The sequence below is a fragment of the Rhizobium sp. AN6A genome (genome assembly GCF_900215635.1).
GTDB classification, from domain to species: domain Bacteria; phylum Pseudomonadota; class Alphaproteobacteria; order Rhizobiales; family Rhizobiaceae; genus Agrobacterium; species Agrobacterium tumefaciens.
In genome coordinates, this window is record NZ_OCNC01000004.1 from 1,724,690 (window position 1) to 1,743,765 (window position 19,076).

The window sequence follows — 19,076 nt, forward strand, 5'->3', positions numbered from 1 at the left end:
GTGGGTGCGGCTCACCCCTCTGTGCCCGGCAGGGCAGAGGGGGGTATCTCTTGCTCGGAGCGCACCCCATGCTGACCCCCTATGCAGAAACCCAGGTCGCCGACATCATCCGCGACCACACAACCCGAAAAACCCCGCTGAAAATCATCGGCGGCAACACCCGCTCCGGTTTCGGCAATGCGGTCGAGGCAGATGAAACGCTTTCCTCCCGCGCAATGGCTGGCATCATCGCCTACAACCCCGCCGAAATGGTCATGACGGTCAAGGCAGGCACACCGCTCGCCACCGTCGAGGCCGCACTTGCCGAAAACCGGCAGATGATGGCCTTCGAGCCGATGGACCACCGCCCGATCATGGGAACCACAGGCGAGCCGACCATCGGCGGCGTCTTTGCTGCCAATGTTTCCGGCCCACGCCGTTATGTGGCTGGTGCGGCGCGTGACAGCCTGCTCGGCATCCGTTTCGTCAATGGAAAGGCGGAAGTCATCAAGGCCGGTGGCCGGGTAATGAAGAATGTCACCGGGCTAGATCTCTCGAAGCTTCTGGCGGGTTCACACGGCACGCTCGGCTTTCTCACGGAAGTAACCTTCCGCGTGTTGCCGAAACCGCCAGCGGAAAAAACCGTGGTTGTCTCCGGTCTGGACGACGAGGCCGCGACGCGGATCATGGCGGCGGCGATGGCGATGAGCGTCGAGGTTTCCGGTGCGGCCCATCTGCCGGAAAGCGTTCGCTCCCATTTCATCGCAGGCGCGCTGCCGGAAGGTCCGGCGACAATCCTGCGGCTGGAAGGGCTCGGGGCTTCCGTCGAGGCGCGCGCGGCGAAACTCCTTTCCGTCATGGATCGGGTTGGCCCATGGGCGCTGCTGGAAGGCGAGGAGAGTGCTGTTTTATGGCGTCAGGTGCGGAATGTCGCGCCCTATGCCGGGCAAGATGCCAAACCGCTCTGGAAAGTCTCGGTCGCGCCGAGCGAAGGCCACAGACTGGTTTCTGCCTTGCGCATGGAAGCGGGCATCGATGCCTTTTATGACTGGCAGGGTGGTCTCATCTGGATGCAGATGGAGGCGGACCCGGAAGCGGAATTGCTGCGCGGTGCCATCCGCGCGCTCGGCGGCGGGCACGCCACCTTGATGCGGGCGAGCGACGCGGTGCGTGCCACCGTGGCGGCATTCGAACCGCGCCCGGCGGCGGAGGCCATATTGTCTGCGCGCATCAGGGAAAAGCTCGATCCGGCGGGCATCTTCAATCCTGGCAAGATGGGAAGGGCCGTCTGAACCATGCAAACATCCTTCACGCCCGAGCAACTGGCTGATCCGCATGTGGCGGAATCGGAAAAGATACTGCGCAAATGTGTGCATTGCGGCTTCTGCACCGCCACCTGTCCCACCTATGTCACGCTCGGCAATGAGCTGGACAGTCCGCGCGGCCGCATCTACCTCATCAAGGACATGCTGGAAAATAGCCGCCCGGCGGACCGCGAAGTCGTCACCCATATCGACCGCTGCCTGTCCTGCCTTGCCTGCACCACCACCTGTCCGTCCGGCGTGGATTACATGCATCTTGTCGATCACGCCCGCGCCCATATCGAACAAACCTATAAGCGTCCTTTCATGGACCGCCTGACCCGCAATCTTCTGGCTGCGGTTCTGCCTTATCCCGGTCGCTTCCGGCTGGCCTTGCATCTGGCACGGATCGCGCGACCCTTCGCCGGTGTGCTCGCGAAGTTTCCCGCGCTGAAACCGCTTCAATCCATGCTCGCTCTCGCCCCGGCTTCCGTGCCCGCCGTTTCAGCTTCTGCACGTCCGGGTGAACGGGCGGCCGAAGGCGAAAAGCGTGGACGTGTCGCCATTCTTACCGGCTGCGCCCAGCCGGTGCTCGATCCTGGTATCAACGAGGCGACGCTGCGTCTTCTGGCACGGCTTGGCGTGGAGGTTGTCGTGCCGAAGGGGGAAGGCTGCTGCGGATCGCTGGTGCATCATATGGGGCGCGAGGCTGAGGCGCTCGCCGCCGCCCGCCGCAATGTCGATGTATGGACGCGTGAAATGGAAAATGGCGGCCTCGATGCCGTCATCATCACCGCATCCGGCTGCGGCACGACCATCAAGGACTACGGCCATATGCTGCGGCTTGATCCGGCCTATGCGGACAAAGCCGCACGGGTATCGGCACTCGCGAAGGACATCACCGAATATCTTGCCACGCTCGACCTGCCGCAAAAGGAAAGCCAGGGCCTGACGGTTGCCTATCATTCGGCCTGCTCAATGCAGCATGGCCAGAAGATCACCATGGCACCGAAGCAATTGCTGAAAGCGGCTGGTTTTACCGTCCGCGATCCGGCGGAAGGGCATCTCTGCTGCGGCTCGGCCGGAACCTACAACATCATGCAGCCGGAGATCTCAGGAAAGCTGAAGGCGCGCAAGGTGAGGAACATCGAGGCCACACACGCGGATGTCATCGCCACCGGCAATATCGGCTGCATCACGCAGATCGCGACTGGCACGGAAATGCCGATCCTGCATACGGTCGAGCTGTTGGACTGGGCTTATGGCGGACCGAAACCCGCGAGGCTTTTGGCTTAGAGCGCCGTTCGCGTGTACCGGCCATGGGACCCGACATAAGGTTCGGGCCGGTGCGTCGTTCGCTCACCTCATCCCTGTGCTTGTAACAGGGATCCAGTCAGCCCAAGTCCTTGGGCTTAAAGGCCTCTTCTCGCCGCGCAGACGCGTGTAGGATGTATTCCTGTGACAAGCACAGGAGTGAGGTTTGAGGGTAGCTTGGCACCTGTCGGAAAGCACCCTCTATTTCCATCCCAGCTTTAGAACTTGTAGGCCACGCCGAAGTTCACCGCATTGGTCATGATATCGGTTTTCAGCTTGCCGCCATTGTCGATATCCACGTCGATAAAGGAGTAGGTGCCTTTATATTCCACGAAGGTCGACCAGTTGTCGGTTATGCGGTAGCTGAGGCCGGCCTGCGCCTGCAGGGTTGCGCCACCGAACTGGTATTCGAAGGTTTTGCCGGAAGCCCGGGTAACCTCCACATGCGGCACGTTGATGCCAACGCCCGCGCCCACGTAAGGCGTCAGGCGCCAGGTCTCCAGCGGGAAACGATAGAGCGCGTTCAGCGTCAAAAGGTTCAGGCCGTCGGTGAACTCGAAATGCGACCAGCCGGAACGCGCCAGCGTCTGGTCGTCGGCATAGACCTTGTCATGCGTGTAATCGAGCGAGATGCCGAGATTGTTGAGCTGGCCTTCCTCGAACCAGTAGGTGCCGCGCACCCCCCAATAGGCTGGGCTCGAAAATGACTTGCCTTCCCACCCGGCCCGGAAGTCCGGTCCGTCCGAAACCGTGACATCGCTGTGCGGGGCGCTTTGCCAGCCGCCGTAACCGGAAAATTCAAATTCCCCCGCGATTGCGGAAGAGAAGGAAACGCCGCTGAGCAGCAGGGCGCAAAGAATGGAAACGTGGCGCAGCATGGGGAGAATCCAGTTTAGTGTTGAGGACACACCAAACCGCTTTTTAGTAACATTCAAATGACAGAAACGAAAAACGGGCGGTCAGTTGACCACCCGTTTCAAGGCCGTTCCATCATCCCCCTGAGAGAGGTCCGGCGCCTGGCGTCCCCCGCCAAGTCTCCTTCAATCAATCTAGTAGCGATTGTACCGCTGTGGGACATCAATTCAAGCGCGATCTGCCGTGGTGTCGGCTGCAAGTCCGCGTATTAGCGGCACCGTTGCCGTCATATCACAATGACGGTCGTTCCGACGTTCACACGCTCGTAAAGATCGGTGACATCCTCGTTGCGCATGCGGATGCAGCCTGAGGAATTGTTGCTGCCGATCGTCCAGGGCTGGTTGGTACCGTGGATGCGGTAAAGCGTGGAGCCGAGATACATGGCGCGCGCGCCCATCGGATTGGCAGGGCCGCCTTCCATGAAGGCCGGAAGGTAGTGTCCCTTCGTCGCTTCGCGGCTGATCATTTCTTTCGGGGGCGTCCAGCTCGGCCATTCCGCCTTGCGGGTTACCTTGTGCGTTCCGGCCCATTCGAAACCGGGCTTGCCGACACCGACCCCGTAACGACGGGCCTTGCCATCCGCCATGACGAGATAGAGGAAGCGGTTCGGCGTATCGATGACGATGGTGCCGGGCTTCTGAGTGGTCTGGTAGCTCACGATCTGGGGCAGGAATTGCGGGGCGATCTGCGTGCGCACCGGCGCATTCGGGCGAACGGCGGCGTTCTGTACCCGGGCCGGGCGCTGCGAGGTGACGCCGGAGCTTGGGCGCTGCGGCATGGCGGCTTGGCGCTGCTGGAAGAAAGGCTGGCGGGCTGCTGGCGCGCGCGGGTAAACCACGGGCCGCACGTTGCCGCCACCAAGCTGCGTTACCCAGGGGGCGGAAAGGTCTGGACTGACGACGACAGGCGGGCGCTCGCGGTAACGCTCACCAGCGGCGGCGGCCGGGGCGGCGAAGGTGGAAACGAGGCTCAGCGCCAGAAAAACGGACTTCATCGTCATCGGGTGGACTCTCTCTGCGGGATGTCGCAACAATAGCAATTGCGGGATCATTCACCCGCCTTGCCGGCTACGTTCGCACCTTGACGCCAGCGAATCGTAAATGGCTGTTCATTAAAAAGCGCTTGATTAGAAAAAGCTGGATTTAAGGTTAGCGACCCGTTTTGAAACGTGGTGAATGAGTGGTAAGTGCGCGCATCACGCCGGTCACGGGCGGGAGCGAAAAAGGGTGGTTGCGGTATGAACGAGGCGGGACTTGAAACGGGCGCGGATGGCCGCGTGCGCTGTTTCTGGCAGCAGGGACTTGAGGATTACAGCCGCTACCATGACGGAGAATGGGGTTATCCCGTCACCAACGATCGCCGCCTGTTCGAGAAGATATGTCTCGAGGGCTTCCAGTCCGGCCTCTCTTGGCTGACGGTGTTGCGCAAGCGCGAGGCTTTCCGTCTTGTCTTTGCCAATTTCGAATTCGAAAAAGTGGCGGAGTTCGGTGAGGCCGACATTGAGCGCTGTGTTGCGGACAAAGGCATCATCCGCCATCGCGGCAAGATCGTGTCGACCATCAACAATGCCCGTCGCGCCATAGCGCTCCGGGACGAATTCGGTTCGCTTGCCCGTTATTTCTGGGGGTTCGAGCCTTCCGCCGCAGAAAGGCCGCAAAGGCTGGACTATGCGACGTTAAGGGCCAACCCCACCAGCGACGCGTCCATTCGTCTTTCCAGCGATTTGAAAAAGCGCGGCTGGACCTTCGTCGGCCCGACGACCGTCTATGCATTCATGCAGGCCATGGGTATGGTCAACGATCATATCGAAGGCTGTCATTGCCGTGAGCCGATCGAGGCCATGCGGCGGGAGTTTGTACGTCCATGAAGGTAAAGTCCCTTCTTCTGGCTTTTGCCATGGCCGTGGCGGCCGTGGCGCATCCATCCCTTGCGGAAAGCCGCAACGTCGACGGCATCTGGCTGGACGACGGCGAAAGGCTCAAGGAAGTTGCGCTGCCGCCCACCGGGCCGCTGAAACTCGTTGGCTGGACACGGCGCGGCCGTGGCGATGTCTACCGCCTGAAGGTCAAGGCCGGGCAGACGATGAAGGTCGAGCTTACCTCTTCCAGCGAATTCGTCCTGATGGCGATCTTTGATTTTTCGACGCCGGATCAGGACGCGATCTTTTTCAGCGACTCCGAAGGTAAAATCGCCACGTTGACGCCGAAGGCGGATACTGAATGGCTGATCCGCCCGACGCTTATCCTGGGATCACCGCGCCGCGGACTTGGCGCGCATTATATCCTGACGGTCAGCACTCAGAAATAACGGCCTGCCGCACCTTCAGGCCGTTTGCGTCAGCGCGATCAGGCCGAAGCTCAAGATTCCAAGCAGCACGAGCGAGAGGCTGGCGGCGACGATGACCTTACCGCCGGCATGGCGAAGGCTGCGAATATCGACCGACAGACCAAGTGCCGCCATCGACATGATGGTGAGAATGTTGGAGAGCGAGGCGAGGGGGTCGAGCAGAACCTCGGGAATGAGGCCGAAGGAACGGGCCATGATCATCAGCACGAAGCAGATGATGAACCACGGAACCATCTGCTGCAACTTCAGCCGTCCCTTGCCGGACTGGCCGTGGATGACGGAGAGGGCAGCAATGACCGGCCCCAGCATCAGGACGCGGATGAGCTTGACGATTGTCCCGGTCTGCACCGCAACGGCGCCGAGCGGGGCGGTGGCAGCTAGCACCTGCGGTACGGCATAGACCGTCAGGCCCGCGAAGATGCCATATTGGGTGGCATCAAGACCGAGAAGCTGCGGCAGAAACGGCATCAGCAGAACGGCGGCGACACCGAGAACGGCTGTAAAAGCAATCGAGGCGGCGACATCTTCTGGCTTGGCGCCAATGGCGGGCGCTGCCGCCGCAATGGCCGAATTGCCGCAGATGGAATTGCCGCAGGCGATAAGGGTTGCGAGTTTGGGTGGCAGCCCCAGCATCCGCCCGGCGGCATAGCTGAAGATCAGCGACAGGGCGACGATGACAGCGATGCCGCCGATCAGCAAGCCGCCTGCGCCTTTGAGAATGGCAAGGCTCAAGGAGGCACCGAGAAGCGCCACCGCAATTTCGAGCAGGGTCTTGGCACTGAACTTGATGCCGGCCGAAGCAACCGCCGGCAGCGACACCAGCGAACGCAAAAGCGTACCGATCAGAATAGCCAGCACCAGATCCCCGAGCCATGCATGTCCGGCAAGTCGCACCTGAAAGCGTTCCGCCAAAATGGCAGCGCAACTGACCGCCGCGCAAAGCAGAATGCCCGGCAGAAGCGGGGTCAGCGAGCGAAGAGAAGACTGGAAGGGATGAGTGAGGGTGCGATGCTGTGCCATGGGCAGAGAATGCCGCAGCCGCCTGTTTTATTCTATCAAATAATATGGCATATATTATTCGGTAAAATCGAATGAAAAAGCCATGACCTTCGAACAACTGCGTATTTTCATCGCCGTCGCCGAACGCGAGCACCTGACAAGGGCCGCGCAAGCGATCGGTTTGACCGCCTCGGCCGTCAGTTCCGCTATCAAGAACCTCGAGGCATTTTACAATGTCGAACTGTTCCATCGCGTCGGCCGCAATATCGAATTGACCGAAAGCGGACGGGTGTTTCTGGGTGAGGCCAGGGCGACGCTGGCGCGTGTGCGCAGCGCGGAACTGATTCTTTCCGAAATGGGCGGCCTGACACGCGGCGAAATCACCGTCTGCGCCAGCCAGACCATTGCCAGCTACTGGCTGCCGCCGATCCTGATGCAATTCAAGAAGCTATATCCGGGCGTGACGCTGAAACTCGATATCGGCAATACGAAAACGGTAACGCAGGCCGTGCTCGATGGGCTGGCTGAGGTCGGCTTCATCGAAGGCAAGATCGACGAGCCGGCGCTGATGGTGCAGCCGGTGGTATCCGACAAGCTTCTGGTCGTCACCGGCTCCGCCCACCCCTTCGCCGACGGCCGTTATCTCACCGCCCTCGATATTCTATACGGAACGTCTTGGGTGTTGCGCGAACAGGGCTCCGGCACCCGCTCCGCCTTCGAGGCGGCGGTGCGGCAGATGGGTGTCGACCCGGCAGATCTTTCCGTGATGCTGGAACTGCCCTCCAACGAGGCAGTGGTGATGGCGGCACGCTCCGGCGGCGTGGCGACTGCGGTTTCCGCTTCCGTCGCTTCCCTGTTCTTACGCCAGGGATTGTTGGTCCGCGCCGGCATCGATCTGCCCGCCCGCAATTTTGCTCTGCTGCGCCATAAGGAACGTCACACCAGCCGTGCCGCCATGGAACTGGAACGCCTCAGCCGCGCCGCCTCGGAGGACTACAAGGCCGGTCTTGCCGGTTTGTAGGTCGAAAGGCCGCGCGGCATTATCGGGATCGCGGCGCGGGCGAAGCCTATCACGTCAGTTCACGCGCAACGACGTGATGAACGATTCGATAGTCCCTGCTTTCCTCTCCCAACGGAGCGAGTGGCCATTCCCATCCGGCGGCCGGCGCGGACAGATCGACGCCATGCAGCAAGTCCTCGTGCTGGTGCACGCTGCCGTCTTTGCCGATAACGTTAAAGGATGTGTCCGTTATCAGGCACACCTTGCAGGGAAGGGCGGCCAGCGCATCCAGATGCGTCTGAATGAGCCTCGGCAAAAGGTCATCAGGCGCGCCGGCAATCTTCTCCCGCTCCAGCCGATGCCGCGCGCCGGTGCCGATCTGTGACAGGAGGTTGGCCGAGACGACGAAATCCAGATAGGGCACCCGCCGCAGGAACTCGAGCGGTTCCGGTTCTTTACCGGCAACGATATCGTCAAAACCGGAAAGATCGCGGTTGACGATGCGCACATTCTTTTTGGAATTGAAGCGCAGCTTCGCCTGCACGCTGGCAATATGCACCAGATCGACCAGAACCACGGTATCGAACATCGCCACCAGCGCATCGTATGGCACGTCGCGCAGCAGACCCGACCCGAGCACCACCGCCGTCCGTCTCTGTTTGAGTTTTCTCACCGATTGCAGCACAAATTGCTGGCTGTTGTTTTCATGCTCCGCCCATGCTGTGGCGCAGCGGTTGGCGCGCGCCCATAGATTGACGGAATAGCGGATATGCGGCCGAAAAGGTTTCGGCGTGGCCGCCCGTGTGGCGGCATATTGCAGGGCTTCGAGGATCATGGATGCCTAACGGTAAATTTCGCGGCGATGGCCGATTTCCACCACCAGCACGACAAGCTTGTGGTCCTGTATATCGCAGATGATACGGTAATCGCCTACCCGGTAACGCCAGAAGCTGCCGAGTTCTGAGCCTTGCAGGGCGGCACCTGTCTGGCGGGGATTATCGTCCTGGACGACCCTGTCTGCCAGAAAAGAAACGATGCGGTTCGCGTCCTGCTTTGCCAGCTTTCCAAGCTGTTTGACGGCTCGATGCTGAAATTCAATTTTCCAGGTCAAGATCGCGCATCACTTCTTCCAGATTATAGGTGCGCTCTTTATTGGCAATGCGCTGCCGCGTCGCCTCTTCGGCAAGATAGAGATCTTCCATATCCTCGATATGTTTCTCAATCGCCTCGCGGATATAGTAAGCGGACGTACGGCCCGTGCGCTCGGAAAGCGCTTTCAGCCGTTCATAGGTCTCGTCCGGCAGGCGGATGGCAGTCTGTTTGCTCATTGCTTGCGCCCTTTTCGACTAAAATGGGATACATGCATCCCATATAGCATTGTTTGCCCCGTGCGGCCAGTAGAACCAGAGGCTTTGCGGCTTGCCGCACCGGGCTTCATCATCTAATACACCGGCATAATTTCAGGAAAATATCGGATCGGCATCATGAGCGAAAAAGCAAAAAAGCCTCAGAAACTGAAAGCCCGCCTGCCGCGTGGCTTCGTGGACCGTTCTGCTGCCGATATCCATGCCACCAATGAAATGATTGACAAGATCCGCAAGGTCTACGAGCTTTACGGCTTCGATCCGGTGGAAACCCCGCTGTTTGAATATACCGATGCGCTCGGCAAATTCCTGCCTGATAGCGACCGTCCGAACGAGGGCGTATTTTCGCTGCAGGACGATGACGACCAGTGGATGAGCCTGCGCTACGACCTCACTGCACCGCTTGCCCGCCATGTCGCGGAAAATTTCAACGAAATCCAGCTGCCCTACCGTACCTATCGCGCCGGTTATGTGTTTCGCAATGAAAAGCCCGGCCCCGGTCGCTTCCGCCAGTTCATGCAGTTCGATGCCGATACGGTCGGTGCTGCCGGCGTGCAGGCCGATGCCGAAATGTGCATGATGATGGCCGATACGCTGGAAGCGCTTGGTATTGCGCGCGGTGACTATGTCATTCGGGTCAACAACCGCAAGGTGCTGGATGGCGTCATGGAGGCCATCGGCCTTGGTGGCGAGGAAAATGCCGGTCGTCGCCTGAACGTGCTGCGCGCCATCGACAAGCTCGACAAGTTCGGCCCTGATGGCGTGAAGCTGCTGCTCGGTCCCGGCCGTAAGGATGAATCCGGCGATTTCACCAAGGGTGCGGGTCTCGGTGAAGAGCAGATCGAAAAGGTTCTGTTTTTCGTCGGCATCAAGGATTATGCGGAAAGTGCCGATGATCTCGCAAAACTGGTTGCGGGCACATCCAAAGGTGCGGAAGGCGTCGATGAACTGAACATCATCGGCTCTCTGGTTTCCGGTGCCGGTTACGATGCGACGCGTATCAAGATCGATCCCTCCGTCGTTCGCGGCCTCGAATATTACACCGGCCCGGTCTATGAGGCCGAGCTGACCTTCGACGTCACCAACGAAAAGGGCGAAAAGGTCGTGTTCGGCTCGGTCGGCGGTGGCGGGCGTTATGATGGTCTCGTCTCTCGCTTCATGGGTCAGCCGGTTCCAGCCACGGGCTTCTCCATCGGCGTCTCGCGCCTGATGACTGCGCTCAAGAACCTCGGCAAACTTGGTCAGGTCAAGCCGCTCGCCCCGGTTCTCATCACCGTCATGGATGGCGATGTGGAGAGCATGGGCCGTTACCAGCGCTTCACGCAGGCGTTGCGTGCCGAGGGCATCCGCGCCGAAATGTATCAGGGCAACTGGAAGAAATTCGGCAATCAGCTGAAATATGCCGACCGTCTCGGCTCCCCCATCGCCATCATCCAGGGCGGTGACGAGCGTGCCGAAGGCGTGGTGCAGATCAAGGATTTGATCGAAGGCAAGCGCCTGTCGGGTGAAATCGAGGACAATGCCAGCTGGCGCGAAGCGCGCGTGGCACAGATCACCGCGCCGGAGACGGAACTGGTGGCGAAGGTCCGCGAGATTCTGGAACATCAGGCCGAAGATGTGCGGCGGGCGCAGGGCAAGTAACGTGCAGCGCGCGGTTTACCCCCCTCTGCCCTGCCGGGCATCTCCCCCACAAGGGGGGAGATCGATATGCGGCTATGTCCCGGCCATCTCAATTTTTGCAAATGAATTGGCAGTAGCGCCTCTTGCTAATCTCCCCCCTTGTGGGGGAGATGCCCGGCAGGGCAGAGGGGGGTATCTCGCGGCTTGTACAGGAAATATTCCATGCCCCTGATCGACATGCCGGAATTTTCCGGAGAGCTACTGGAAGAATTCGCCGCGCGCCGCACAAGTCGTGTGAACACGCCTGTCATCCAGCCCGCCGAACCGTTTCTGGATATGGCGGGCGAGGATTTGCGCCGGCGTATTTTCATGACGGAGAGCGAGACAGGCGAAAGCCTTTGTCTGCGCCCGGAATTCACTATTCCCGTTTGCCTGCGCCATATCGAGACGGCGACCGGTACGCCGAAGCGTTACTCCTATCTGGGCGAGGTCTTCCGCCAGCGCCGGGAGGGTGCGAACGAGTTTTATCAGGCCGGCATCGAGGATCTCGGCGATACCGATATCGCCGCCGCCGATGCCCGCGCCGTGATTGATGCAACCGCCATCCTGAAACGCCTGCTGCCTGGCCGTTCGCTCGCCGTCACGCTGGGCGACCAGCAGGTGTTCGAAGCCGTTGTGGCAGCGCTTGGCCTGCCGCTCGGTTGGCAGAAACGGCTGGTGCAGGCTTTCGGCGACATGGCGCAGCTGGACGCGCTGCTGGAAAGCCTCGTGCACCCCAAGCCCATGACCGGCCTTGACGCGCGGGTCGCCGGACTTCTGGCAACGGGCGAAGAGGCGGTGCTGGTCGATTATCTCGACACGGTAATGCAGGAAACCGGCTATTCCACCAATGCCAGCCGCTCGCCGCAGGAAATCGCCCGCCGTCTGCGGGAAAAGCTGGCGCTTGCCGCCACGCGTCTGCCGGATGAGAGTTTCGAACTGCTCAAGCAGTTTCTGGCCCTGCAGGCGCCCTTGCCGCAGGCCTCGCAAGTTCTGGCCGATTTTGCCGCAAAGGCGAAGCTGAAACTGGACGGTGCGCTTTCCGCTTTCGATAAGCGTGTCGCGGCCCTTGCGAATGCCGGGGTCGATCTCGAAACAGTCAGCTACGGCGCGGCCTTCGGCCGTCCGCTCGATTATTATACTGGCCTCGTTTTCGAGGTGATGGAAGAAGGTAGCGATAGCGTTCTGGCCGGTGGTGGCCGTTTTGACCGGCTGCTGACGCTGCTTGGCGCGCAGGAAAAAATACCGGCCGTGGGCTTTTCCCTCTGGCTGGATCGCATCGAAACGGTGCGCGGGAGCGATAAGCCATGATCACCATTGCCTTGCCCTCCAAGGGCCGGATGAAGGAAGACGCCTCCGCCGTTCTGGAACGCGCCGGGCTGAAGGTCGCAGCTGTCGGTAACGACCGGTCCTATCGCGGCCGCATCGAAGGGCGCGACGATATCGAGATTGCCTATCTCTCAGCCTCCGAGATCGCCCGCGAAATTGGTGCTGGCAGCGTGGATTTCGGCGTGACGGGTGAAGACCTGGTGCGAGAGGGGCTGACCAACGCTGATGCGCAGGTGGAATTCTGCGCCCGCCTCGGTTTCGGCCATGCCGATGTCGTTGTCGCCGTGCCGGAAATCTGGCTGGATGTGGACAGCATGGCCGATCTCGGCGATGTGGCCTCGGAATTCCGTGCCCGTCATGGTCGCCGTTTGGCAATCGCAACCAAATACTGGCGGCTGACGCAGCAGTTCTTTTCGCGCCAGCACGGCATTCAGCTTTACCGCATTGTCGAAAGCCTTGGCGCCACCGAAGGTGCGCCGGCGGCAGGGCAGGCGGATATCATCGTCGATATCACCTCCACCGGCTCGACGCTGAAAGCTAACCACCTGAAAATCCTCTCCGATGGTATCATCGTCCGCTCGGAAGCCTGTTTCGTGCGCGCCCGCAAGCCGGAGCACGAAGGTGATCCGGCGGTTCAGGAGATCGCGGTGCGCATAAAAGCGGCTGTCTGAAAGCATAAAAGAAAAAAGCCGCCGGATCGCTCCGGCGGCTTTTTTCTTGCTCAGCCTGTTGGTTCAGGCGCGCGCAGTAACGAAGCCGCGCTTTGCGTCGACGGAGTAGGCTCCTGCACCGAAGGTTGCGAGCAGGATATAGGCGCCGGCAAGGGTAATGTTCTTCATCAGCATGATGCCGTTCAGCGTGTTGATCCAGCCGAGAGCAGGCTCAGGCCAGCCGGGAACGGCAACGGTGCCGCTGTGGAATACGAGGCCGGTGAACACGCAGAATGCTGCAAGCGCCCATGCGGCGATCTTCGTCTGGAAACCGGCGAGAATGGCAAGACCGGCAACGAGTTCGAACAGGCCGGCAAGATAGGCAAGCGCGGTTGCGGCAGGCATGCCGGCGCCCGAGATCATGCCGGCAGTGCCAGCCGGATCGGTGAGTTTGCCGAAGCCGGAATAGATGAAGATGAAGGAAAGCAGAATGCGGGCGATGAGAACGAGAGCGTTCTGGCTGCTGGACATGGAGTATCTCCGGTAAGTGATCGGCGTGTCGCCGGTTAAACTGCTAGGTGATGTCTGGAGATATCAATGACCGAAAATCATGCATCTATAAAGATGAACAATAGAAGACAAATTGTCTTCATTTTGTGAACGACCAACACTCGTTCAATGACATTGAGAGCGCATCCCGTTTGAATGGGACATTCGACTCGATCTATCTATTAGTTTTAAAAAATTTTCCTGACATAAAAGCCGCTGCGCAGTTTTACTGGAAACGCTCTAGGCGGCGAAGCGCATATCCTCGAAACGCGGAAACAGGAAGAGCCCCGAAATGCGCCCTTGCTGGCCGATCTCGAAACCCGAGGATTCGCCCATGCAAATAAGCGGCTGCCGCATTGCCGGCAGGGTGAACAGGCCGGTGGAAAAGCAGAAACGTGAGGGTGCGGCGGAAGCCTGTTCGAAAATTTCGAGCACGCGGTCGTGGTGACCCCGATCATAACAGCGGATCAGGCTGAGCAGGCCGCACTCACCCTGCGGCAGCCCATGCATGAAAGATGCATGTTCGCCAAGCTTGATGACGCCGCTCGAAAGATCGCCGCTCCATTCCTCCGAAATAAAGAAATGCGACAGGGTCTGAGTATCCGGCATGGTTGTCGCGGCCGCAGGCAGAGCATCGTTGCGTCTTGATATTTCGAACAAATCGCGCCCCCGCATGAACATCGTACCAGCGCCGCAATCTCAAGCGTCGCTGCCAAGTTGATTTTTCATCGCCATCCGCATTCGAGCGTGCTTGCCAAGCATCGAACCCCTTCAATGCTTGCATCCCGCCGCGGCACCCTCACGGGCGCTGACTTATAGTTTATTTTCTTCTACCCACAACAACCTGCCAGAGAGAAAATCAAAAATAATATGTATTCCTTCATCGTAATCGCGAAATATATGAAAAAAGACAACTAAATGTCGTGCTTATAAACTGGAGAGGGCGAAAATCCGCCCCATCGGCAATTGTGATTCGCCTCTATCGGCACCCGATTATTGCACGCGCTGCCAAAAACAAGCCGACTAAAGTTATCGCTGTTTCAAAAAGAGACAATATTTTTTAAGCCCGATCCCGGCAAGTGAAGATATCGTGCCAGCTCTCACAAGGGGCATGGGCGGCAACGAAAAAAGGGCGATCCGAAGACCGCCCTTTCGTATTCCAGTGACAGGACTGATTAGAAGTCCATGCCGCCCATGCCGCCGCCAGGCATCTGGGGCATTGCCGATTCCTTCTTAGGAAGTTCGGCGATCATGGCTTCGGTGGTGATCAGCAGCGAAGCAACCGAAGCTGCGTTCTGCAGAGCCGTGCGAACAACCTTGACCGGGTCGACGATGCCGAGCTGGATCAGGTCGCCATATTCGCCGGTCTGGGCGTTGTAGCCGTAGTTGTCTTCGTTCCGGTCGAGGATCTTGCCAACAACGATGGAAGCTTCGTCACCTGCGTTTTCTGCAATCTGGCGAACCAGAGACTGCAGAGCCTTGCGGACGATGTTGATGCCGGCTTCCTGGTCGTCGTTCTCACCCTTGACGGTGATCTTCGTGGAAGAACGCAGCAGGGCAACGCCGCCGCCCGGTACGATGCCTTCCTGAACAGCAGCGCGCGTCGCGTTGAGAGCGTCGTCGATGCGGTCCTTCTTTTCCTTCACTTCAACTTCCGTCGAACCGCCAACGCGGATCACGGCAACGCCGCCAGCGAGCTTGGCAAGACGTTCCTGCAGCTTTTCGCGGTCGTAGTCGGAAGTGGTTTCTTCGATCTGCGCCTTGATCTGGGCAACACGGCCTTCGATGTCGGACTTCTGGCCAGCACCATCAACGATCGTGGTGTTTTCCTTGGAGATCGAAACCTTCTTCGACTTGCCGAGCATGTCGAGGGTAACGCTTTCGAGCTTGATGCCGAGATCTTCGGAAATGACGGTACCACCGGTCAGGATGGCGATGTCTTCCAGCATGGCCTTGCGGCGGTCGCCGAAGCCAGGAGCCTTGACGGCAGCGATCTTGAGGCCGCCACGCAGCTTGTTGACGACGAGCGTTGCAAGGGCTTCGCCTTCTACGTCTTCAGCGATGATGACGAGCGGCTTGCCGGTCTGAACGACAGCTTCGAGAACCGGCAGCATGGCCTGGAGGTTCGAAAGCTTCTTTTCGTGCAGCAGGATGTATGCGTCTTCGAGGTCCGCAACCATCTTTTCCGGGTTGGTCACGAAGTAAGGCGACAGGTAGCCGCGGTCGAACTGCATGCCTTCGACGACTTCGAGTTCGGTTTCAGCGGTCTTGGCTTCTTCAACGGTGATGACGCCTTCGTTGCCAACGCGCTGCATTGCTTCAGCAATGTCGAGACCGATCTGACGCTCGCCGTTTGCAGAGATCGTGCCGACCTGTGCAACTTCTTCCGAAGTGTTGATCTTCTTGGCCTTGGCCTGAAGGTCCTTGACGACTTCAGCAACGGCCAGATCGATACCGCGCTTGAGGTCCATCGGGTTCATGCCGGCAGCAACTGCCTTTGCACCTTCGCGAACGATGGCCTGGGCCAGAACCGTTGCGGTGGTGGTGCCGTCACCGGCGATGTCGTTGGTCTTGGAGGCAACTTCGCGAACGAGCTGTGCGCCCATGTTCTCGAACTTGTCTTCGAGTTCGATTTCCTTGGCGACCGAAACACCGTCCTTGGTGATGCGCGGTGCGCCGAAGGACTTGTCGATAACGACGTTACGACCCTTCGGGCCGAGGGTGACCTTCACTGCATCAGCGAGAATGTCGACGCCCTTGAGCATCTTTTCGCGCGCTGTGCGGCCGAATTTGACTTCTTTGGCTGCCATTTTCAAAACTCCTGGTTTCGAATGGCCGGACGGGGTCCGGCTTGAAATTTAAGGAAACGATGGGTTCGGCGAAATCAGCCGATGATACCCATGATGTCGGCTTCCTTCATGATCAGAAGGTCTTCGCCGTCGAGCTTGACTTCGGTGCCCGACCACTTGCCGAACAGGACGCGATCGCCAACCTTGACGTCGAGAGCGACGACCTTGCCGGCCTCATCGCGAGCGCCGGAACCAACGGCGACGATTTCGCCTTCCTGCGGCTTTTCCTTGGCGGTATCGGGAATGATGATGCCGCCCTTGGTCTTTGCTTCGGACTCAACGCGACGAACGACGACGCGATCATGAAGCGGGCGGAAATTGGTGCTTGTCATTGCCTAATCCCTCGATCAAATGACTTCAGGAACCTTTTGAAGGTTCACGTGATGGGTGTTAGCACTCCTCTTGTTGGAGTGCCAGCAAAGCCGAGATAAGGAGGCGTCCCCCCGGAGTCAAGAACGCACTGCCGGAAAAATTTCACGGCCTATGGTTACCAGCGTTCCATGACAGAAAATTTCCACGCTCTGGCGGGCGCGGACAAATCGCTCTTTTTCAGGCAACCTTCGTTTTCGGCGTAGAAGGGTTTTATGTTCGGATGGTGGCCGGTGGGCCGGAGGCAGGCCTGGCACCGCTTTTTCCCTTGCCATCGGCGTCCTGCTTTGCCATGTGACGCACACCCTTTTTTCGCACCCGGAAAGCATATCATGGCCCATCGCATTCTCACCCTCGGCGAAATCACTGATGGGTTCGACGTTGTTCTTTCGGATGTCTGGGGCGTGCTGCACAATGGCGTCAGCGCTTTCCCGGATGCGGCGGTTGCGCTGCACGACGCGCGCAAGGCCGGCAAGACCGTGGTGCTCATCACCAATTCGCCGCGTCCGGCCCCCGGTGTCATCGCCCAGCTTCGCGTTCTCGGCGTGCCGGATGAGGCCTATGACCGCATCATCACATCGGGCGACGTCACCCGCGGCCTGATCGCGGAAGGCCCGAGAAAAGTCTTCCTGCTCGGCCCAGAGCGGGACATGCCGCTGCTGGAAGGTCTCGATGTCGAACGGGTCGGCGAGGCGGAAGCGGAATCCGTCGTCTGCACCGGTTTCTTCGATGACGAGACGGAAACGCCGGAAGACTATACGGAAATGCTGAAAGGCTTCATCGCCCGCAAGGCGCCGATGATCTGCGCCAACCCCGATCTGGTGGTGGAGCGCGGCGAGCGCATCATTCCCTGCGCCGGCGCCATGGCCGCATATTACGAACAGCTTGGCGGCGAAGTCCGTATTGCCGGCAAACCGCACGCGCCGATCTATGAAGCCTGCCTTGCGGCGGCGAAAGAAGTGCGCGGCGATTTCCCTAGGGATCGCGTGCTCGCCATTGGCGATGGCATGCCGACGGATGTGAAGGGCGCAATTGCGAGCGGCCTAAACCTTCTTTATATCAGCGGCGGCATTCACGCCGCCGAATATACGCTGAATGGCCAGACGGACGAGGCGCTTCTGAACGCCTATCTGAAGGGGCAGGGCGCGGCTCCCGGCTGGTGGATGCCCCGCCTTGCCTAGGAAACGTCTGGCGTAAGCCGGCGTAAAAAATGGATCGACTGCAATGACCGTCTTTCATCGCAATGAAAAAAAGGAGCCGCTGCCTGAAGGCTTGCGCGGCGGCGTCATCGCGATCGGCAATTTCGATGGTGTGCATCGCGGCCACCGCGCCGTTCTGGACCGTGCGCTGGAACTGGCCGAGGCGCGCGGCGTACCGGCACTGGTGCTGACCTTCGAACCGCATCCCCGTTCCGTCTTCCGCCCTGAAACGCCGGTCTTCCGCCTGACGCCTGCGCCGTTGAAGGCACGTATTCTCGAGGCCATCGGCTTCCGCTCCGTCATCGAATACCCCTTCGACCGCGAGTTTTCGCAGCGCTCGGCGGAAGAGTTCGTCAATTCCATTCTGGTCGACTGGCTGGGCGCCAGCGCCGTCGTCACCGGCTTTGATTTCCATTTCGGCAAGGGCCGCGAAGGTGGCCCGGCATTTCTGATGGCGGCCGGCAAGCGCAACGGCTTCGACGTGACGCTCGTGGATGCCTTTCGCGACGAGGGCGCGGATGTCGTCTCCTCGAGCCGTATCCGCTCGCTTCTGTGCGAAGGGGATGTGGCAGGTGCAGCCGGACAACTCGGGTATCGTTTCACGGTGGAAAGTGAAGTCATCGGCGGCCAGAAGCTGGGGCGAACGCTGGGTTACCCAACGGCCAACATGGCGCTTTCACCCGAAACGGAGCTGAAAGCCGGCATCTATGCCGTGCGGTTCCGCCGCCCCGATGGGGCGATTTACGATGGCGTTGCAAGCTTCGGTTACCGCCCGACGGTCACCGATAACGGTGCGGCACTTCTGGAAACCTACGTCTTCGATTTTTCCGGTGATCTCTATGGTGAGGTCTGTTCGGTATCCTTCTTCGGGCACCTGCGTGACGAGCTGAAATTTGACGGCTTGGACCCTCTGGTCGCGCAGATCAGGCGGGACGAGGAAGAGGCGCGGGCGATGCTGTCAGGCGTACGGCCGCTCAGTGAATTGGATGCGAAGATAGCATTTTGAGCGGGCAGATAATCCTGTCCCGGATTGTCGTCGCTTTTCACTTCCTTTTTGCCGGAAAACCGCATAAACAACCGGCCATGTCCCAATACCGGTTGCTGTTTAAAGTTCAGATAGGCCGAATTATTGGCCCGGCCTTCCGCCCGCTCTGAAGAGCCGGAAGGTCCGGGATTTTGGCGCTCGTCATGGCATTTGACATGGCGCTTTCCGTATTTGCCCTCTTTGAAATTGAGACGGCGCGACCGACACGG

20 protein-coding genes are annotated in these 19,076 nt (G+C 59.6%); 10 read left to right on the forward strand and 10 right to left on the reverse strand.

Annotated features, from left to right (window positions below; all coding sequences use genetic code 11):
- The first annotated feature begins 68 nt into the window (after positions 1 to 68).
- Positions 69 to 1,271, forward strand: a complete 1,203-nt coding sequence (gene glcE / locus CRO62_RS20940; RefSeq protein WP_097101618.1) for a glycolate oxidase subunit GlcE — start codon at positions 69 to 71, stop codon at positions 1,269 to 1,271.
- A gap of 3 nt (positions 1,272 to 1,274) precedes the next feature.
- Positions 1,275 to 2,576 carry a glycolate oxidase subunit GlcF gene (gene glcF, locus CRO62_RS20945; RefSeq protein WP_097101620.1) on the forward strand — a complete coding sequence of 434 codons (1,302 nt, stop codon included), beginning with the start codon at positions 1,275 to 1,277 and terminating at the stop codon, positions 2,574 to 2,576.
- Positions 2,577 to 2,812: 236 nt separating this feature from the next.
- On the opposite strand, the gene CRO62_RS20950 is transcribed toward glcF, so the two are convergent.
- Both CRO62_RS20950 and CRO62_RS20955 read right to left on the reverse strand, forming a co-directional pair.
- Entirely contained in the window at positions 2,813 to 3,472 is a 660-nt protein-coding gene (locus tag CRO62_RS20950; protein WP_097101622.1) for an outer membrane beta-barrel protein, read from the reverse strand.
- Between the two features lie 263 nt (positions 3,473 to 3,735).
- Positions 3,736 to 4,509 (reverse strand): L,D-transpeptidase, encoded by a 774-nt coding sequence (locus tag CRO62_RS20955; RefSeq protein ID WP_004432233.1) that lies wholly within the window; start codon positions 4,507 to 4,509, stop codon positions 3,736 to 3,738.
- 237 nt (positions 4,510 to 4,746) lie between these two features.
- On the opposite strand from CRO62_RS20955, the gene CRO62_RS20960 reads away from it, so the two are divergent.
- Positions 4,747 to 5,376, forward strand: coding sequence for a DNA-3-methyladenine glycosylase I (locus tag CRO62_RS20960; RefSeq protein ID WP_097101624.1), 630 nt, complete (start codon positions 4,747 to 4,749; stop codon positions 5,374 to 5,376).
- Complete coding sequence (locus CRO62_RS20965) at positions 5,373 to 5,816, forward strand: hypothetical protein (protein ID WP_097101626.1); 444 nt, start codon at positions 5,373 to 5,375, stop codon at positions 5,814 to 5,816. The genes CRO62_RS20960 and CRO62_RS20965 overlap by 4 nt, the downstream gene beginning before the upstream one ends.
- Positions 5,817 to 5,831: 15 nt before the next feature.
- On the opposite strand, the gene CRO62_RS20970 is transcribed toward CRO62_RS20965, so the two are convergent.
- Positions 5,832 to 6,875, reverse strand: coding sequence for a YeiH family protein (locus CRO62_RS20970; RefSeq protein WP_097101628.1), 1,044 nt, complete (start codon positions 6,873 to 6,875; stop codon positions 5,832 to 5,834).
- An 82-nt stretch (positions 6,876 to 6,957) separates the two neighbouring features.
- Between CRO62_RS20970 and CRO62_RS20975 the strand changes: the two genes are divergently transcribed.
- On the forward strand, positions 6,958 to 7,875 hold the full coding sequence (locus CRO62_RS20975; protein ID WP_097101630.1) for a LysR substrate-binding domain-containing protein: 918 nt from the start codon (positions 6,958 to 6,960) through the stop codon (positions 7,873 to 7,875).
- 49 nt (positions 7,876 to 7,924) lie between these two features.
- Here the strand turns inward: CRO62_RS20975 and CRO62_RS20980 are convergent, their stop codons facing one another.
- From CRO62_RS20980 to CRO62_RS20990, 3 genes are read right to left on the reverse strand one after another with little or no spacing between them, the layout of a single operon-like run.
- Positions 7,925 to 8,689, reverse strand: a complete 765-nt coding sequence (locus tag CRO62_RS20980; protein WP_097101632.1) for a hypothetical protein — start codon at positions 8,687 to 8,689, stop codon at positions 7,925 to 7,927.
- A gap of 6 nt (positions 8,690 to 8,695) precedes the next feature.
- Positions 8,696 to 8,965, reverse strand: coding sequence for a type II toxin-antitoxin system RelE family toxin (locus CRO62_RS20985; RefSeq protein WP_004432216.1), 270 nt, complete (start codon positions 8,963 to 8,965; stop codon positions 8,696 to 8,698).
- Positions 8,949 to 9,182, reverse strand: a complete 234-nt coding sequence (locus tag CRO62_RS20990) for a DUF6290 family protein (protein WP_004432214.1) — start codon at positions 9,180 to 9,182, stop codon at positions 8,949 to 8,951. Before CRO62_RS20990 ends, CRO62_RS20985 begins: the two co-directional genes overlap by 17 nt.
- Before the next feature lie 156 nt (positions 9,183 to 9,338).
- Here CRO62_RS20990 and hisS point away from each other — a divergent pair, with 156 nt between their 5' ends.
- The 3 genes from hisS to hisG all read left to right on the forward strand — a co-directional run bounded on the left by hisS (position 9,339) and on the right by hisG (position 12,877).
- Positions 9,339 to 10,859, forward strand: a complete 1,521-nt coding sequence (gene hisS, locus CRO62_RS20995) for a histidine--tRNA ligase (RefSeq protein WP_097101634.1) — start codon at positions 9,339 to 9,341, stop codon at positions 10,857 to 10,859.
- 201 nt (positions 10,860 to 11,060) lie between these two features.
- The gene (locus CRO62_RS21000; RefSeq protein WP_004432209.1) at positions 11,061 to 12,188 is read left to right on the forward strand and encodes an ATP phosphoribosyltransferase regulatory subunit; all 1,128 of its coding nucleotides are present in this window, start codon (positions 11,061 to 11,063) and stop codon (positions 12,186 to 12,188) included.
- Complete coding sequence (gene hisG / locus CRO62_RS21005; RefSeq protein ID WP_097101636.1) at positions 12,185 to 12,877, forward strand: ATP phosphoribosyltransferase; 693 nt, start codon at positions 12,185 to 12,187, stop codon at positions 12,875 to 12,877. Before CRO62_RS21000 ends, hisG begins: the two co-directional genes overlap by 4 nt.
- A gap of 63 nt (positions 12,878 to 12,940) precedes the next feature.
- On the opposite strand, the gene CRO62_RS21010 is transcribed toward hisG, so the two are convergent.
- From CRO62_RS21010 to groES, 4 genes are all read right to left on the reverse strand, one after another.
- Complete coding sequence (locus tag CRO62_RS21010) at positions 12,941 to 13,387, reverse strand: DoxX family protein (RefSeq protein ID WP_013635551.1); 447 nt, start codon at positions 13,385 to 13,387, stop codon at positions 12,941 to 12,943.
- A 258-nt stretch (positions 13,388 to 13,645) separates the two neighbouring features.
- Positions 13,646 to 14,080, reverse strand: coding sequence for a hypothetical protein (locus CRO62_RS21015; RefSeq protein ID WP_025592588.1), 435 nt, complete (start codon positions 14,078 to 14,080; stop codon positions 13,646 to 13,648).
- A gap of 500 nt (positions 14,081 to 14,580) precedes the next feature.
- Positions 14,581 to 16,215, reverse strand: a complete 1,635-nt coding sequence (groL, locus tag CRO62_RS21025; protein ID WP_004432205.1) for a chaperonin GroEL — start codon at positions 16,213 to 16,215, stop codon at positions 14,581 to 14,583.
- Positions 16,216 to 16,289: 74 nt separating this feature from the next.
- Positions 16,290 to 16,586 carry a co-chaperone GroES gene (gene groES / locus CRO62_RS21030; protein WP_003494080.1) on the reverse strand — a complete coding sequence of 99 codons (297 nt, stop codon included), beginning with the start codon at positions 16,584 to 16,586 and terminating at the stop codon, positions 16,290 to 16,292.
- 369 nt (positions 16,587 to 16,955) lie between these two features.
- Between groES and CRO62_RS21035 the strand changes: the two genes are divergently transcribed.
- Together CRO62_RS21035 and CRO62_RS21040 are read left to right on the forward strand one after the other, a co-directional pair.
- Positions 16,956 to 17,804 (forward strand): TIGR01459 family HAD-type hydrolase, encoded by an 849-nt coding sequence (locus CRO62_RS21035; protein WP_097101638.1) that lies wholly within the window; start codon positions 16,956 to 16,958, stop codon positions 17,802 to 17,804.
- A 43-nt stretch (positions 17,805 to 17,847) separates the two neighbouring features.
- Positions 17,848 to 18,828, forward strand: a complete 981-nt coding sequence (locus CRO62_RS21040; RefSeq protein WP_004432194.1) for a bifunctional riboflavin kinase/FAD synthetase — start codon at positions 17,848 to 17,850, stop codon at positions 18,826 to 18,828.
- Positions 18,829 to 19,076 lie beyond the last annotated feature (248 nt).

What these genes read in the sequence shown, in the direction of transcription:
- CRO62_RS21040 (WP_004432194.1), top strand. Translation starts at nt 17,848, where the DNA reads ATGACCGTCTTTCATCGCAATGAAAAAAAGGAGCCGCTGCCTGAAGGC.
- groL (WP_004432205.1), bottom strand. Translation starts at nt 16,215, where the DNA reads ATGGCAGCCAAAGAAGTCAAATTCGGCCGCACAGCGCGCGAAAAGATG.
- groES (WP_003494080.1), bottom strand. Translation starts at nt 16,586, where the DNA reads ATGACAAGCACCAATTTCCGCCCGCTTCATGATCGCGTCGTCGTTCGT.
- CRO62_RS21010 (WP_013635551.1), bottom strand. Translation starts at nt 13,387, where the DNA reads ATGTCCAGCAGCCAGAACGCTCTCGTTCTCATCGCCCGCATTCTGCTT.
- CRO62_RS20980 (WP_097101632.1), bottom strand. Translation starts at nt 8,689, where the DNA reads ATGATCCTCGAAGCCCTGCAATATGCCGCCACACGGGCGGCCACGCCG.
- glcE (WP_097101618.1), top strand. Translation starts at nt 69, where the DNA reads ATGCTGACCCCCTATGCAGAAACCCAGGTCGCCGACATCATCCGCGAC.
- CRO62_RS21000 (WP_004432209.1), top strand. Translation starts at nt 11,061, where the DNA reads ATGCCCCTGATCGACATGCCGGAATTTTCCGGAGAGCTACTGGAAGAA.
- CRO62_RS20955 (WP_004432233.1), bottom strand. Translation starts at nt 4,509, where the DNA reads ATGACGATGAAGTCCGTTTTTCTGGCGCTGAGCCTCGTTTCCACCTTC.
- CRO62_RS20990 (WP_004432214.1), bottom strand. Translation starts at nt 9,182, where the DNA reads ATGAGCAAACAGACTGCCATCCGCCTGCCGGACGAGACCTATGAACGG.
- hisG (WP_097101636.1), top strand. Translation starts at nt 12,185, where the DNA reads ATGATCACCATTGCCTTGCCCTCCAAGGGCCGGATGAAGGAAGACGCC.
- CRO62_RS20975 (WP_097101630.1), top strand. Translation starts at nt 6,958, where the DNA reads ATGACCTTCGAACAACTGCGTATTTTCATCGCCGTCGCCGAACGCGAG.
- CRO62_RS21035 (WP_097101638.1), top strand. Translation starts at nt 16,956, where the DNA reads ATGGCCCATCGCATTCTCACCCTCGGCGAAATCACTGATGGGTTCGAC.
- CRO62_RS20965 (WP_097101626.1), top strand. Translation starts at nt 5,373, where the DNA reads ATGAAGGTAAAGTCCCTTCTTCTGGCTTTTGCCATGGCCGTGGCGGCC.
- CRO62_RS20960 (WP_097101624.1), top strand. Translation starts at nt 4,747, where the DNA reads ATGAACGAGGCGGGACTTGAAACGGGCGCGGATGGCCGCGTGCGCTGT.
- hisS (WP_097101634.1), top strand. Translation starts at nt 9,339, where the DNA reads ATGAGCGAAAAAGCAAAAAAGCCTCAGAAACTGAAAGCCCGCCTGCCG.
- glcF (WP_097101620.1), top strand. Translation starts at nt 1,275, where the DNA reads ATGCAAACATCCTTCACGCCCGAGCAACTGGCTGATCCGCATGTGGCG.
- CRO62_RS20950 (WP_097101622.1), bottom strand. Translation starts at nt 3,472, where the DNA reads ATGCTGCGCCACGTTTCCATTCTTTGCGCCCTGCTGCTCAGCGGCGTT.
- CRO62_RS20970 (WP_097101628.1), bottom strand. Translation starts at nt 6,875, where the DNA reads ATGGCACAGCATCGCACCCTCACTCATCCCTTCCAGTCTTCTCTTCGC.
- CRO62_RS21015 (WP_025592588.1), bottom strand. Translation starts at nt 14,080, where the DNA reads ATGCGGGGGCGCGATTTGTTCGAAATATCAAGACGCAACGATGCTCTG.